Origin of the sequence: Photorhabdus caribbeanensis (assembly GCF_018448885.1) — a bacterium.
GTDB classification, from domain to species: domain Bacteria; phylum Pseudomonadota; class Gammaproteobacteria; order Enterobacterales; family Enterobacteriaceae; genus Photorhabdus; species Photorhabdus caribbeanensis.
The window spans coordinates 4,188-19,595 of record NZ_RCWB01000019.1 but is presented as its reverse complement, the minus strand read 5'-3'; the positions used below and the strand labels follow the sequence as shown (position 1 = coordinate 19,595).

12 protein-coding genes and 2 pseudogenes are annotated in these 15,408 nt (G+C 40.7%); 5 read left to right on the top strand and 9 right to left on the bottom strand.

Annotation, left to right across the window (positions count from 1 at the left end; all coding sequences use genetic code 11):
- Positions 1–9: 9 nt before the first annotated feature.
- Positions 10–1,834 (bottom strand): annotated as a pseudogene (locus tag EAE90_RS13475) (IucA/IucC family protein).
- A 447-nt stretch (positions 1,835–2,281) separates the two neighbouring features.
- Between EAE90_RS13475 and recQ the strand changes: the two are divergent.
- The 5 genes from recQ to EAE90_RS13450 all read left to right on the top strand — a co-directional run bounded on the left by recQ (position 2,282) and on the right by EAE90_RS13450 (position 8,508).
- Positions 2,282–4,108, top strand: a complete 1,827-nt coding sequence (gene recQ, locus EAE90_RS13470) for an ATP-dependent DNA helicase RecQ (RefSeq protein WP_214053924.1) — start codon at positions 2,282–2,284, stop codon at positions 4,106–4,108.
- A 14-nt stretch (positions 4,109–4,122) separates the two neighbouring features.
- Positions 4,123–5,121, top strand: coding sequence for a lysophospholipase L2 (gene pldB / locus EAE90_RS13465; RefSeq protein WP_214053923.1), 999 nt, complete (start codon positions 4,123–4,125; stop codon positions 5,119–5,121).
- Between the two features lie 22 nt (positions 5,122–5,143).
- Entirely contained in the window at positions 5,144–5,944 is an 801-nt protein-coding gene (gene yigL, locus EAE90_RS13460) for a sugar/pyridoxal phosphate phosphatase YigL (protein WP_214053922.1), read from the top strand.
- Between the two features lie 1,096 nt (positions 5,945–7,040).
- A complete protein-coding gene (locus tag EAE90_RS24705) occupies positions 7,041–7,193 on the top strand; it encodes a branched-chain amino acid transport system II carrier protein (RefSeq protein ID WP_214053921.1) in 153 nt (50 codons plus the stop codon).
- 1 nt (position 7,194) lies between these two features.
- Entirely contained in the window at positions 7,195–8,508 is a 1,314-nt protein-coding gene (locus EAE90_RS13450) for a sodium-dependent transporter (protein ID WP_214053920.1), read from the top strand.
- A 147-nt stretch (positions 8,509–8,655) separates the two neighbouring features.
- Here the strand turns inward: EAE90_RS13450 and EAE90_RS13445 are convergent.
- The 8 genes and pseudogenes from EAE90_RS13445 to EAE90_RS13410 all read right to left on the bottom strand — a co-directional run.
- Positions 8,656–9,362, bottom strand: a pseudogene (locus EAE90_RS13445) (mechanosensitive ion channel domain-containing protein); the annotation flags it as partial.
- The gene (locus EAE90_RS13440; protein ID WP_214053919.1) at positions 9,349–9,540 is read right to left on the bottom strand and encodes a hypothetical protein; all 192 of its coding nucleotides are present in this window, start codon (positions 9,538–9,540) and stop codon (positions 9,349–9,351) included. The pseudogene EAE90_RS13445 and the gene EAE90_RS13440, both read right to left, overlap by 14 nt.
- Positions 9,537–10,505 (bottom strand): hypothetical protein, encoded by a 969-nt coding sequence (locus EAE90_RS13435; protein ID WP_214053918.1) that lies wholly within the window; start codon positions 10,503–10,505, stop codon positions 9,537–9,539. The genes EAE90_RS13440 and EAE90_RS13435 overlap by 4 nt, the downstream gene beginning before the upstream one ends.
- Positions 10,502–11,470 carry a hypothetical protein gene (locus tag EAE90_RS13430; protein WP_214053917.1) on the bottom strand — a complete coding sequence of 323 codons (969 nt, stop codon included), beginning with the start codon at positions 11,468–11,470 and terminating at the stop codon, positions 10,502–10,504. The genes EAE90_RS13435 and EAE90_RS13430 overlap by 4 nt, the downstream gene beginning before the upstream one ends.
- Entirely contained in the window at positions 11,467–12,435 is a 969-nt protein-coding gene (locus EAE90_RS13425) for a hypothetical protein (protein WP_214053916.1), read from the bottom strand. Before EAE90_RS13425 ends, EAE90_RS13430 begins: the two co-directional genes overlap by 4 nt.
- Entirely contained in the window at positions 12,432–13,400 is a 969-nt protein-coding gene (locus EAE90_RS13420; RefSeq protein WP_214053915.1) for a hypothetical protein, read from the bottom strand. Before EAE90_RS13420 ends, EAE90_RS13425 begins: the two co-directional genes overlap by 4 nt.
- On the bottom strand, positions 13,397–14,365 hold the full coding sequence (locus EAE90_RS13415) for a hypothetical protein (protein WP_214053914.1): 969 nt from the start codon (positions 14,363–14,365) through the stop codon (positions 13,397–13,399). Before EAE90_RS13415 ends, EAE90_RS13420 begins: the two co-directional genes overlap by 4 nt.
- Positions 14,362–15,330, bottom strand: coding sequence for a hypothetical protein (locus EAE90_RS13410; protein WP_214053913.1), 969 nt, complete (start codon positions 15,328–15,330; stop codon positions 14,362–14,364). The genes EAE90_RS13415 and EAE90_RS13410 overlap by 4 nt, the downstream gene beginning before the upstream one ends.
- Between the last annotated feature and the right edge of the window lie 78 nt (positions 15,331–15,408).

The window sequence follows — 15,408 nt, the reverse complement described above, 5'->3', positions numbered from 1 at the left end:
TATTTTTATTTATTGCTGCTCGGCTTGATGAAGAGTAACCGAGTATTCATGGCGTAAAGCGTATAGCGGGTTAACTAAGGTTCCGGCGAATTTGAGATTCTTTTCACGGTCGTCAAGATCGATCATCTGTTGATTGTTCGCCATTTGCAGACGATTCAGGCAGGTACGAACAAATTCCTGCTTAAACAGATCGAACTTGCGGAATTTTTCAATCTGATGCAGATGTTGTGATTGATAATTATGGACACAGCGTGCAACCAGTAACCAGAAACGCTCTTCTGGCAGATTGAGATCTTTTTGCAACAGTGGAATCAGATAGCGGAAGAAACAATCGAAAATATCAAGGAAGATATAGTTAATCTTCATGTCGTCTTCGATAGTGACGTGCAGGAAATTAATCTCTTCAGGCAATTGGAGATCGCCATTCAAAATAGCAATTTCTTCACCAATATCTTTCATCAACATGTTTGTCGGGCTGTTATTATCCAATACCAACATCAGGTTTTCGCCATGTGGCATAAACACCAGATCATAGGTGAAGAAAGAGCGCAGTAATGGAGAGAGGTAAGCATCGAGATAGCGTGATACCCAATCTTCTGCATATAAACCTGAATCCTTTACTAAAGCAGCGATAACGGAATTACCCTGATGGTCAACATGCAGCAACGAAGCCATTGTCATCAAGCGTTGGTTATCCTGCAACAGCGTCATTGGGCTTTCGCGCCACAGTGCTGACAACATTTTCTTGTGTGGGCTGTCCTTCTTAATGGCTGATTCAAAGTAGTTATTGAAATAACCGAGAGCAGCACGTTCCCGTAATACGTTAAAACCCTTCTGTTGGAAGAAACTGTCATTACGGACTAAGTTGCTAAGCCACTCATTGACTGATGGGGTTGTGACCATGCTGTGTGGATCGAGCCCACGCATAAAGCCCATATTCAGCACGGATAGGGCGGTTTTAACGTAGTTCTTCTTTGGTTGAGTAATGTTGAAGAAAGTACGGATAGATTGCTGTGCGAGGTAGCGATCATGACCTTCTCCAAGATAAACAATATTATTATTGGCAATATCTGCCGCAAAGCTGATGGCGATACGGTGCTGCCATTGCCAGGGATGGAGAGGCATCAAATAATAATCTGACGGGCATAGTCCCAACATATTAAGGTGGCGTTCAAATTGGGCTGGCAGATATTTCCCCAATTCTTCTTCTATTAATTGTTGGTATGAAAGATCGGATAAGGCAGAGAAAATAGCTTTATTCCTGTGTACCGCAATCCAGATTAAAGTCACCGGGCTGGCGCTTTCAGGTGCATAGCGCTGATAATCATCGGCATCAAAACCAATGCGGCCATTATTCGCAATAAAGACTGGATGGCCTTCACTCATGGCCGTTTCAACGACTTGATAATCAGCATGAGCTAAATCTTGGGCTGTAAGTCGGTTGTACTGATATTTAAAAGCGTGACCGTAGAGGGTGCTAGATATCTCGTCGAGATAAATCGGTAGCATTTTTTCAGGGATTTCCAATAGCGGATACAACTCAATTAATCAGTTGAATGGCATCAAGCGGCTGAGATTGATTCTCCTTGAATTTGGTTACGGAAGCGGCATCAATATCAATATGATCCAGCTGATAAGCCTCCGCTTGAAAATGGTATTGGTAGTCACCTATTGCCAGAGAATACTGTTGCTGTCCATGATAGGTAGGATTAATCAATTTTTCGTGACATAGCTCACGTAATATTTTTGTCACCAAATGGCGATTGGCATGGAGCCAGTTCTCTGCGTTGAGGTGCAGAGTGTGATTATCAGAGTTAATATGTAGTGAACTCATGGTGATAACAATCCCTATTCATAATCAAAAATCGTATCCAACATAATCGCTATACACTGGAAACAAATCGGTACGCTTAATTCTAAAATTTTCGAATATAAGCATCCTTTTCCAGGTATTCATTCCGGTTCTCTTAGACAGGTGACTTTTGGATATTCAATTTTGATAACATTAATACAAATTATTATCATTAACAACTGTGTAAGTGTAAGGATTTTCTGTGGTTTTGTTTAAATAGCAGACGAAAATGTGGCGTTATGGCGCTGCATTGGGATGAGTAAGATGAATTGGGGGAGAATTTTTGATCGGCTATAACCTTTAACAAAACCTGCTTTTATACCGAGATGATGTTCAATGACATGCTGTAATTATTTCGAGAGTGAGATAGCATAATGCTCAGGCGTTTTGAATGGCGTCTGTGATTTTTTAATATGGTTGAGGGAAAGCGTGTCTACCGCAGAGGTCATTAATACGATATCACTGACGGAGCAGGTATTGCGGAAAACCTTTGGTTATTTGCAATTCCGGCCTGGTCAGCAACAAGTTATCGATACCATTCTTGAAGGGCGTGACTGTCTGGTCATTATGCCGACTGGTGGCGGTAAATCATTGTGTTACCAAATTCCGGCGCTGGTACAGGAAGGGTTAACTTTGGTTGTTTCCCCGTTGATATCTTTAATGAAAGATCAGGTGGATCAACTGCGGGCAAATGGCGTTGCGGCAGATTGCCTGAATTCAACTCAGGCCCGTGAACAGCAGATTGATGTGATCCGGCGTTGCCGTCAGGGAATGGTTAAATTGCTGTATATCGCCCCTGAGCGTTTGATGATGGATAACTTCCTTGAACAACTTCTGGAATGGCAACCAGCAATGTTGGCTGTGGATGAAGCTCACTGTATTTCACAATGGGGCCATGATTTCCGACCGGAATACCGGGCGTTGGGGCAACTCAGGCAACGCTTTCCGACATTACCCGTCATTGCGTTGACGGCCACCGCTGATGAAACTACTCGTAATGATATTGTCCGACTACTGAATCTTAATAATCCACTTATCCATATCAGCAGTTTTGACCGCCCCAATATCCGTTATACCTTGATAGAAAAATACAAACCATTAGATCAACTGTGGCTATTTATTCGCGGTCAAAAAGGTAAAAGCGGCATTGTTTACTGCAACAGTCGGAACAAAGTTGAAGAAATATCAGAACGCTTACAAAAACGTGGCTTGAGTGTTGCGCCATACCATGCCGGGTTGGATAACAGTCAACGTGCGCGAGTGCAGGATGCATTTCAACGTGATGATTTGCAGGTGGTGGTGGCAACCGTGGCATTTGGTATGGGAATTAATAAACCCAATGTTCGGTTTGTGGTGCATTTTAATATTCCACGTAATATCGAATCCTATTACCAAGAAACGGGACGTGCTGGGCGTGATGGTCTGCCGGCGGAAGCGGTGCTGTTTTATGATCCCGCGGATATGGTATGGCTTCGCCGTTGTCTGGAAGAGAAAGAGGCGGGTACACAGCAGGATATTGAGCGGCATAAGCTCAATGCGATGGGGGCTTTTGCCGAAGCACAAACTTGCCGCCGTCTGGTGTTATTGAACTACTTTGGTGAAAGCAAACAAACCCCTTGTGGCAACTGTGACATCTGCCTTGATCCGCCGAAAAATTATGATGGCTTGGTGGATGCCCAAAAAGCGCTTTCTTGTATTTACCGGGTTGGGCAGCGCTTTGGCGTCGGCTATATTGTTGAAGTGCTCAGAGGCGCGAATAATCAGCGTATCCGTGATATGAGACATGATCATTTGCCGGTTTACGGTATCGGTAAAGACCAGAGTCAGGAACATTGGATGAGTGTATTGCGGCAACTTATTCATTTAGGCTTTATCAGTCAAAACATTGCCAATTATTCTGCATTACAATTAACGGAAGCTGCACGTCCAATATTGCGTGGTGAAGTTTCGCTAAAACTGGCTGTTCCACGAATACAGAATCTGAAAGGGCGTAGTCAGCAAAGTAAATCGTATAGTGGTAATTACGATCGCAAACTATTTGCCAAGTTACGTAAATTGCGGAAATCTATTGCTGACGAAGAAAATATCCCGCCTTTTGTTGTATTTAACGATGTCACGCTAATTGAAATGGCGGAGCAATGCCCGGTTACGGATGATGAATTGTTATTAATCAATGGGGTAGGGCAACGGAAATTGGAACGTTTTGGTAACGCCTTTATGGCTTTAATTTGTGAACACCTAGAGGAGTTTGAATAGTCTGAGGACAGCTTATGACGCCGGAAATGTTGAAAGAAAGTTGGCTCAATCGTGAGATGCAGTTTTCTACTTTTGCCAACGGGCCTTTATTAGATTTTTGGCAAGGCAGGGAAGAGTGTGAATTTATCGGTGTCGATAATGTACTGATACGTTATGTCCGTTTTTGTGCAACGGTAAAAAATGATAGAGCGGTTGTTATCTTTCCTGGCCGTAGTGAAAGTTATGTTAAATACTCGGAAGTAGCATTTGATTTTTATCACCTTGGCTACGACATTTTTATTATTGATCATCGTGGACAGGGGCGATCCAGCAGGATGCTTGCAGATCCACAAAAAGGGCATGTAGAAAAATTTGATGATTATATTGATGACGTTGAAATATTAATAGAAAGAGAAATTCTTCCTCGTCATTATTCTCACTGTTATGCATTAGCTCATTCAATGGGGGCGGCAATATTAGGGGGGTTTTTATTACGTCGCAGCCAGATATTTGATGCAGCAGCCCTTTGTGCTCCTATGTTTGGTATTAACTTTCCTATGCCACGTTGGTTGGCGACTTTCCTGGTGAACCGGGCTGAAAAGCGGTCAGATATGCGCAACCATTATGCGGTGCTAACTGGGAAATGGCGTCCGTTGCCTTATTTAATAAACCTTCTGACACACAGTTATGAGCGTTATGGCCGTTACCTCCGTTATTACGCGGATTATCCGGAATTACGTATCGGGGGACCGACATATCACTGGGTGCGGGAAAGTATTTGGATTGGCAATATGCTGATAGAAAAAGCTGGGGAAATTGAGACGCCATTGATAATTTTAAAAGCCAGTGAAGATAAGGTTGTTAATAATTGCCGATTACGGGCTTTTTGTGAATCACGTAATAAAGTGAGGGCTTTCATCAAAGAACATTCACCTTTGATTATTCAAGGGGCGCGTCATGAGATCCTGTTTGAAAAAGATAAATTACGTAGCCAGGCACTCAACGCCATTTGTGATTTTTTTGACCAGAATTAATTCAATTATAGGAATGATAACTATGTATCACATTGTTGCTTCAGATTTAGATGGCACTTTGCTGTCTCCTGATCACAAATTAACGTCTTACACCAAGGAAACCCTTAATTTACTGACCAATAAAGGCATTCATTTTATTTTTGCTACTGGTCGTCATCATGTAGATGTTGCGCAAATCCGAGATGTTCTTGGTATTGATGCCTATATGATTACTTCCAATGGCGCTCGGGTACACAATGCTATGGGTGAATTGGTTTTCAGTCACAATGTTGATCCTGAGATTGTGCATGATTTGTGCCTAATGGAGTTTGATAACACTGATATTCTGACGAATTATTATTGTCATGATCACTGGTATATGAATCGTGAATGCCCTGAGCAGAAAGAATTTTTTCAGGAATCAGTGTTCCATTATCAACTTTTTGAGCGTGACAACTTTAAAATCGATGATGTATGTAAAGTTTATTTTACCTGCGGCGATCATGATCTATTAGTGACGTTGGAAGAGAAAATCAAAGCGCGTTGGGGTGATAGAGTCAATGTCAGTTTCTCGTTGCGCAATTGTTTGGAAGTTATGGCGGGTGGTGTTTCGAAAGGTCATGCACTTGAGCAGGTAGCTCAAGCTATGGGTTATAAACTGAGTGATTGTATTGCTTTTGGCGATGGCATGAATGACTTTGAAATGCTGACGGTAGCAGGTAAGGGCTGTATTATGCAGGATGCTCACCAGCGCTTGAAAGATATCCTGCCAGATATGGAAGTAATTGGCTCAAACGCCGATGATGCGGTTTCCCATTATTTGTGCAAAATGTATCAGGTTTAATTTATTATCCACTGTAATTGCAGCGCTATTGGCGCTGTTTTTTCATTTATTTACGGTTTCTTGCCCTTTTAATCCTCTCTATGAATTCGAGAGCCAACTCTACATGGTGAGTTTTATTTGATTCTATCGCCATGATAACTAATAATAAAGAGATTATAACATCGATAATTTATTGATGTTTAACAGATAATTAACTCACGCGCAATCCCTGAGTTTTTGTTGATTCAATAAAATCAAAACAATAAGTTGAAATTTTAATATTTATTATGCTGTAGTTTTTCAAGATACCAGCTGCCATAAAAAGACAGCGATTATTATTGGCCTGTGCTTTTGGGAAGGTGATAAATGCATTTTGAGGGATTATATCGATGGAAAAAATGACAAGTGTTATTCTCGTTAAAAGATTAAACCATGATGTATTTAAAGACTTATTATATGGTGGTGAAAAAATAGTATCAATTACCTCATGTTATGACAATGAAATATGCTAAAAATAGCTAGTCAAGTTCTTAATTAAATGAAGATTGGCTACTACGAAAATGCTCCTGGAATTGGATGGGTAAGCGTGATTTTTTTGAATCCATAAACAGCATAGGAAAAAGAGAGTTTTATTATCAGAATGCAAAGAAGTAGAATTTTGATCTAAGAGATGCATGCTTTCCATATTTATCACCAATAGGCCATTTGGTCTCTGAATTAGATATAGCTCCAGAATAAGGTGGTGAGATAGAATTATGGAGCTGGAAAGTTACCGGTCAAGAATTCCATAATTTTCAAAATAAAAACCTCGATCTTGCTTATGGAATGGATAGGGATAAAATACGCAATCTGGATATAGTATACAAACCTAATAAGGGCGTGATACTTCTGTTTAACCCAAGAAATGTACATGCTGCTGCCCCGTCCTATGGGACTCAGCGGTTAACAGTTTCTACGTTTATTGGATACTCAAGTGATAATGAAGAGCTGGTTCTTTGGAGTTAATGAACTTTGAATAAATCAGGAAAAAAATGTTTAGGTTTTAGTCCACCTTTGGTAGTTTTAACGCCCTATGACATACCATTTATCATCTAAAAATATTTGGGTATAGGGTCGTATGGGCTTTGCCCTATTCGTCGGGGAAGGAAATATCATTTTCTCACCTATGTTTGACCAGCAGGCGAGCTGTGTTTGGAACTCACCTGCTGGTTTTTTGCTTACGACTGTGAGTTTAGATACATGTGCTAATACTGTATCTATTCGGGGGTAGAATGAGTCAACAATGGACATCCCGTCTGGGGCATATATTAGCAGCAACCGGTTCTGCCGTTGGTATTGGCGCCATCTGGAAATTTTCGTATGTTTCGGCAACAAATGGTGGTGGTGCATTTTTGGTTGTCTTTTTATTGTTCAGTTTTGTGATTGGGTTAGCGGTCCTGTTAGCTGAAAATATATTGGGAAGTAGTACGAACGAAGTTGCCGTCAATGCGTTTAAAAAAGCACTGGGCAAACATTGGGGATGGGTTGGCTTTATAGGGATATTTAGTTCATGGTGTATTTATAGTTTCTATAGCGTTGTTGGTGGCTGGACCATCGGTTACACAGTGATGGCGAGCACAGGGAAGTTGAATATTACCGATATTTCTCAATTGACCTCTATTTTCACCAATTTCATCAGCAACCCGTGGTGGCCGATTATTGCACATCTGGTATTTTCAGGGCTAACTTGTTTCGTTGTGTTATCGGGTGTGCAAAAAGGTCTGGAAAAGTCAGTTAAGGTCATGATGCCGCTGTTATTCTTGATCATGATCGTGTTAATTATTGTCGGCATCCGTCTGCCTGGTTCATCAGAAGGGCTAAAATTATTCTTATACCCGGATTTCGACAGTTTGACCGGAAAAGGCATTTTAGATGCGCTAGGGCTGGCATTTTTTTCATTGTCTATCGGTTTGGGCATTCACATTACATACAGCTCCTATTTACCTAATAACAAAGGGATAGGTCGATCGAGTATCTGGGTTGTTATCCTCTCCTGTCTGGTTTGTGTCTTGGCTGGCCTGATGATTTTCCCTGCCTTGGCAGCCGCTGGCTTAAAGCCAAATGTGGGGCCTGGGTTAACCTTTATGACGATGCCAATTTATTTTGCCAGCCTGCCCGGTGGCTCAATTCTGGCGGTTACTTTCTTTTTATTGTTATTAATGGCCGCACTGACCTCAGCAATTTCGCTACTTGAGCACATTGTTGCTTATGTTCAGACGAGCTTTCACTGGTCACGTAGTAAAGCCAGCTTAATAGTCACGGCATCGATTATGTTAATGGGGATTCCTGTTTCCTTATCGTTTGGTCCTCTTAGCTACGTTACTTTAGGTGGAAAATCTATCTTCGACATATTGGATTTCATTACGTCTAATGTGCTAATGCCATTGTTCGGTATTATCATTTGCCTCGTCTTTGGTTGGTCAAGTAAGGTCAATGCACTCATACCGGATAATTTGTCATCGCGTAACCATCGGTATTTACTGTTTATATGGAGATACGTCGGGCCGTTATGTATCGGCGTGATTTTGGTGCACGGGCTAATTTGATGATGTAGTGGTATAAGATCACAAGCCTGTTACTCTGATCATGACGTTGCAATGGCCATGAGCCATGTATAAATGGAGAGCCGGATACGCTGCAAGGCGCAGTTCGGTTCGGGGAGGAGAGGCAGAGAAATGACTACACTCTGTCTCTTACTCTACTTCGGCTCCATGATGGTTGGTGCTGCTTGGCGACCATGAATGCGTTTCCCAGTTATGAGGGCTTAACCGAATGCTATTGTCCGGCTTAGAGTCCCATATTCGAAATGGAGGGAATGGCAGTGAAATGCCATGCTTATGAAATTCTTGCGGAATAAGCTGGTGGACTTCATGGCGGACAGGCATGCGATGCCCCATTTCAGCGGCATAAATACGTCATTCAAATATCTGAATACTATGTTGAAGATCAACCAGATAAGCTTCAGGTGCTGGGTTATCAAGGATCATAGCGCTGTGTTTAGCGGCAGTTAACAGGATTTGCGTGACCTCTTCACTGTTAGCTTCTGCGGTGCAGGAATTGTCAGTACAACACGAGTGATGGTGTCAGATAATGACCAGTTAATAAGCTGTTCAATAATAAAGGCTTTGTTTGGAACAATGATCTCTTTTCTGTTCCAGTCTGAAAGGGGGGTTGCTCGTGTATTGATCTTGGTAATGTTGCCGGTCAGGTTACGGATAGTTACGGTATTGCCGATACGGATCGGTTTTTCAAACAGTATCATCAGGCCAGAAACAATATTGGCGAAGATTTCCTGTAAGCCAAAACCTAATCCAGCCCCTAACGCAGCAACAAGCCATTGTAATTTTGGCTATTCAATACCAATCAGAGAGAAACCTACCAGACCATCAATCAGTATTATGAACATGGCATTCCTTATCATCAAGATAGTCCAATATCTCCACATGTTTGATGGTTTCTGCATCCTTAATATCCGGTGGTGCCAGAATCTCTTTTTCCCAGCGTGCCAGCCGTTGGGCTGGCAATGGATGGATAGTGGGAAACCATTTTTTGAGTAAGTTTTTTAATCGTTGTTTCATTCGGAAAGATCTTCATCAGGGGGACCCAGGCGATCCAATTCGGCCAGAATCAACGGAATTTGTGCCTCTAGATCAGCGGGTCTTTTATCTTTACTCCACCAGATAAGCGGCTCACGGCGTTTATAATCCACTTTACTGACTGCCTCTTTGCCGTTTAATAAAAACTTCACCATAAAAGCCAGCGCCAAACCTTTATCATTGCCACTACTTAAGAAGGCAAAAGAATAACTGCTGACGTTAGGGATAAAACCACGTCCGATAAGTTGATTGTTCTCGTCCAGGCCGTAGACTTTGAGGAACAGAATATTAGTTTTTTCTGCCATGCCTACTTGTGGATAACGAGCGGCATAAGCTTTGCCTTTATACCAGGTGTAAAAGATCTGTCGTTCACGATTGATAATTAATGGTGCTTGTCGCCGTGAAAAAAACACAGCCCATACGAAAGGTGGAATAATCAGTAGGTAGAGCAGCAGGAAACCTATATCAACTTTAAAATAATAGTCACTATATTCATAATAATTATAGCGGTAATACAAGTATTTTCTCAGGGACAGATCTTTATCATTACCAATATAGTTCATACCGTTCAAATAGTCAGGTAGGTCATCACGTAGGTAGAACTTATCCCCATATTCTTTTTTAGCTACATCAACCCAATGATAAATTTCTGATTCATTACTCTTTCGTTCTTCTATGAAATCATTTACTGTTAATAACATACTGGTAATTAATCCCAGTGTTACAGGGATCAAAGTAATACTCCGGGCGCGACGTTGGGTGTTGCGAATACAGCACTCCTTATCATCAAGATAGTCCAGTATTTCCACATGTTTGATGGTTTCTGCATCCCTAATATCTGGTGGTGCCGCCAGAATCTCTTTTTCCCAACGAACCAGCCGTTGGGCTGGCAAGGGATGAATAGTAGGAAACCATTTTTTGAGTAAGTTTTTTAATCGTTGCTTCATTCGGAAAGATCTTCATCAGGGGGACCTAAGCGATCCAATTCTGCCAGAATCAACGGAATTTGAGCGTCTAAATCGGCGGGTCTTTTATCTTTACTCCACCAAATAAGCGGTTCACGGCGTTTATAATCCACCTTACTGACTGCTTCTTTTCCGTTTAATAAAAACTTCACCATAAAGGCGACTGCCAGCGCTTTATCATTGCCACTGCTTAAAAAAGCAAAAGTATAACTGCTGACATTAGGGATAAAGACACGTTCGATAAGGTTATTATTTTCATCCAATCCGTAGACTTTGAGATACAGAATATTGGTTTTTTCCAGCATACCTAATTGTGGATAACGGGCAGCATAGGCTTTACCTTTATGCCAGGTGTAGAAAATCTGTCGTTCACGGTCGATAATTAATGGTGCCTGACGGCTCCAGAAAAATATGCAATAAACAAAAGGTGGAATAACCAGTAGATAGAGTAGTAGGAAGCCTATATCAATCTTCAAAAAAGAGTCGCTATGCAGATAATAATTATAACGGTAATGTAAATATTTTCTTAGTGAAATTTCTTTATCATTACCAATATAACGGGCATCTTCCATATAGTCTGGTAAATCGTTACGCAGATAAAATTCTTCACCATATTTCTTCTTTACCAATGCTACCCACTGATGGATCCCTGCTTCATCATTTTTACGGTCTTCGATAAATCCGTTAATATTCAGAATAAGACTACTAATAATCCCTAATGTAACAGGGATTAGATTAATACTCCTAAAACGGCGTTGAGGATTGCGGATATGACACTCCTTATCATCAAGATAGTCCAATATTTCCACATGTTTGATGGTTTCTGCATCCTTAATATCCGGTGGTGCCGCCAGAATTTCTTTTTCCCAACGAACCAGCCGTTGGGCTGGCAGTGGATGGATAGTGGGAAACCATTTTTTGAGTAAGTTTTTTAATCGTTGTTTCATTCGGAAAGATCTTCATCAGGGGGACCTAAGCGATCCAATTCGGCCAAAATTAAAGGAATTTGAGCTTCTAAATCGGCGGGTCTTTTATCTTTACTCCACCAGATAAGCGACTCACGGCGTTTATAATCCACCTTACTGACTGCCTCTTTGCCGTTTAATAAGAATTTCACCATAAAGGCGACTGCCAGCGCTTTATCATTGCCACTACTTAAGAAAGCAAAAGTATAACTACTGACATTAGGAATAAAGCCGCGTCCGATAAGTTGATTATTTTCATCTAGGCCGTAGACTTTGAAATATAAAATATTAGCTTTTTCCACCATGCCTAATTGTGGATAACGGGCGGCATAGGCTTTACCTTTGTACCAGGTATAGAAAATCTGTCGTTCACGGTCGATAATTAATGGTGCCTGACTCTGCCAAAAAAATATACAATATACAAAGGGTGGAATAATCAATAGATAGAGCAGAAGGAAACTTATATCAATTATGAGCAATCGGGTGCTGCTTGGGTAAAAAGTATAACGATAGTGTAAATATTTTTTCAGAGAGATTTCTTTATCATTACCAATATAACGGGCATTTTCCATGTAATCTGGCAGATCATTACGTAGATAAAACGCATCACCATATTCTTTTTTTACTAAATTAACCCATCGATGGATAGCTTTTTCATCATTTTTACGGTCTTCGATAAATCCGTTAATATTCAAAATAAGACTACTAATAATCCCTAATGTAACTGGGATTAGATTAATACTCCTAAAACGGCGTTGAGGATTGCGGATATGACACTCTTTATCATCAAGATAGTCCAATATTTCCACATGTTTGATGGTTTCTGCATCCTTAATATCTGGCGGTACTGACAGAATTTCTTTTTCCCAGCGTGCCAGCCGTTGGGCTGGCAATGGATGGATAGTGGGAAACCATTTTTTGAGTAAGTTTTTTAATCGTTGTTTCATTCGGAAAGATCTTCATCAGGGGGACCTAAGCGATCCAATTCTGCCAAAATCAATGGAATTTGAGCATCTAAATCGGTGGGTCTTTTATCTTTACTCCACCAGATAAGCGGTTCACGGCGTTTATAATCCACCTTACTGACCGCCTCTTTGCCGTTTAATAAGAATTTCACCATAAAAGCCAGCGCCAAACCTTTATCATTGCCACTGCTTAAAAAAGCAAAAGAATAACTGCTGACGTTAGGGATAAAACCACGCCCGATAAGTTGATTGTTCTCGTCCAGACCGTAGACTTTGAGGAACAGAATATTAGTTTTTTCTGCCATGCCTATTTGTGGATAGCGGGCGGCATAAGCTTTGCCTTTATACCAAGTATAAAAGATCTGCCTTTCGCGATCGATAATTAATGGTGCCTGGCGGCGTAAGAAAAAGATGGTCCAGACAAAAGGAGGAATAATCAACAAATAGAGTAGAAGAAAACCTATATCGACTTTAAAAAGGTAGTCGCTATATCGATAATAATTATATCGATAATGTAAGTACTTTTTCAGGGACAGATTTTTATCATCACCAATATAGTTCATACCGTTTAAATAGTCAGGTAGGTCATCACGTAGGTAGAACTTATCCCCATATTCTTTTTTAGCTACATCAACCCAATGATAAATTTCTGATTCATTACTCTTTCGTTCTTCTATGAAATCATTTACTGTTAATAACATACTGGTAATTAATCCCAGTGTTACAGGGATCAAAGTAATACTCCGGGCGCGACGTTGGGTGTTGCGAATATAGCACTCCTTATCATCAAGATAGTCCAATATTTCCACATGTTTGATGGTTTCTGCATCCTTAATATCTGGCGGTACTGACAGAATTTCTTTTTCCCAACGGGCCAGCCGTTGGGCTGGCAAAGGATGAATAGTAGGAAACCATTTTTTGAGTAAGTTTTTTAATCGTTGTTTCATTTGGAAAGATCTTCATCAGGGGGACCTAGGCGATCCAATTCTGCCAAAATCAAAGGAATTTGAGCTTCTAAATCGGCGGGTCTTTTATCTTTACTCCACCAGATAAGCGGCTCGCGGCGTTTATAATCCACTTTACTGACCGCCTCTTTACCGTTTAATAAGAATTTCACCATAAAAGCGACTGCCAGAGCTTTATCATTGCCACTGCTTAAAAAAGCAAAAGAATAACTGCTGACGTTAGGGATAAAGCCACGCCCGATAAGTTGATTGTTCTCATCCAGGCCGTAGACTTTGAGGAACAGAATATTAGTTTTTTCCCCCATGCCGACTTGTGGATAACGAGCTGCATAAGCTTTACCTTTGTACCAGGTGTAAAAGATTTGTCGTTCGCGATCGATAATTAATGGTGCTTGACGGCGTAAAAAAAATATGGCCCATAAGAAAGGTGGAATAATCAGTAGATAGAGCAATAGGAAACTTATATCAATTTTGAGAAGCCGGGAACTACTTGGGTAAAAGGTATAGCGGTAGTACAGATATTTTTTCAGGGAGATCTTTTTATCGTTACCAATATAACGAGCATCTTCCATATAATCAGGCAAATCATTGCGCAGATAAAATTCTTCACCATATTTTTTTTTAGCTAAATTTACCCAACTATGTATCCACGCTTCATTCTTTTTTCGCGATTCCATAAAATCGTTAACGTTTAACACTAGGCTACTAATAATCCCCAGTGTGACCGGGATCAAGGCAATACTCCGAGCACGGCGTTGGGTATTGCGAATATGACATTCTTTATTATCAAGATAGTCCAATATTTCCACATGTTTGATGGTTTCTGCATCCTTAATATCTGGAGGTACTGACAGAATTTCTTTTTCCCAGCGTGCCAGCCGTTGGGCTGGCAATGGATGAATAGTGGGAAACCATTTTTTGAGTAAGTTTTTTAATCGTTGTTTCATTCGGAAAGATCTTCATCAGGGGGACCTAAGCGATCCAATTCTGCCAGAATCAATGGAATTTGAGCGTCTAAATTGGCAGGTCTTTTATCTTTACTCCACCAAATAAGCGGCTCACGGCGTTTATAATCTACTTTACTGACCACCTCTTTACCGTTTAATAAAAATTTCACCATAAAAGCCAGCGCCAAACCTTTATCATTGCCACTACTTAAGAAGGCAAAAGTATAACTGCTGACGTTAGGGATAAAACCACGCCCGATAAGTTGATTGTTCTCGTCCAGGCCGTAGACTTTGAGGAAAAGAATGTTAGTTTTTTCTGCCATGCCTACTTGTGGATAACGAGCGGCATAAGCTTTACCTTTGTACCAGGTGTAAAAAATTTGCCGTTCACGGTCGATAATTAATGGAGCTTGTCTCTGGGAAAAGAATACTCCCCAAACAAACGGTGGAATAATTATTAGGTAAAGAAGCAGGAAACCTATATCAATTTTGATAATCCTTGAACTACTAGGATAAAAGGTATAGCGATAGTGAAGATATTTTCTCAGAGATATCTCTTTATCGTTACCAATATAACGGGCATTTTCCATATAGCTGGGTAGATCATTGCGTAGATAAAATTCGTCACCATATTCCTCTTTTACTAAATTGACCCACTGATGAATACCCCTCTCATCATTTTTACGATCTTTGATAAATCCATTAATATTTAGAATAAGGCTACTAATGATCCCTAATGTAACCGGGATTAGGGTAATACTCCGGGCGCGGCGTTGAGTGTTACGGATATGGCATTCCTTATTATCAAGGTAGTCCAATATTTCTACATGCTTAATTGTTTCCTCATCCTTAATATCTGGTGGTGCTGACAGAAGTTCTTTTTCCCAGCGAGCTAGCCGTTTGGTTGGCAGTGGATGAATAGTAGGAAACCATTTTTTGAGTAAGTTTTTTAATCGTTGTTTCATTTGGAAAGATCTTCATCAGGGGGACCTAGGCGATCCAATTCTGCCAAAATCAAAGGAATTTGAGCTTCTAAATCGGCA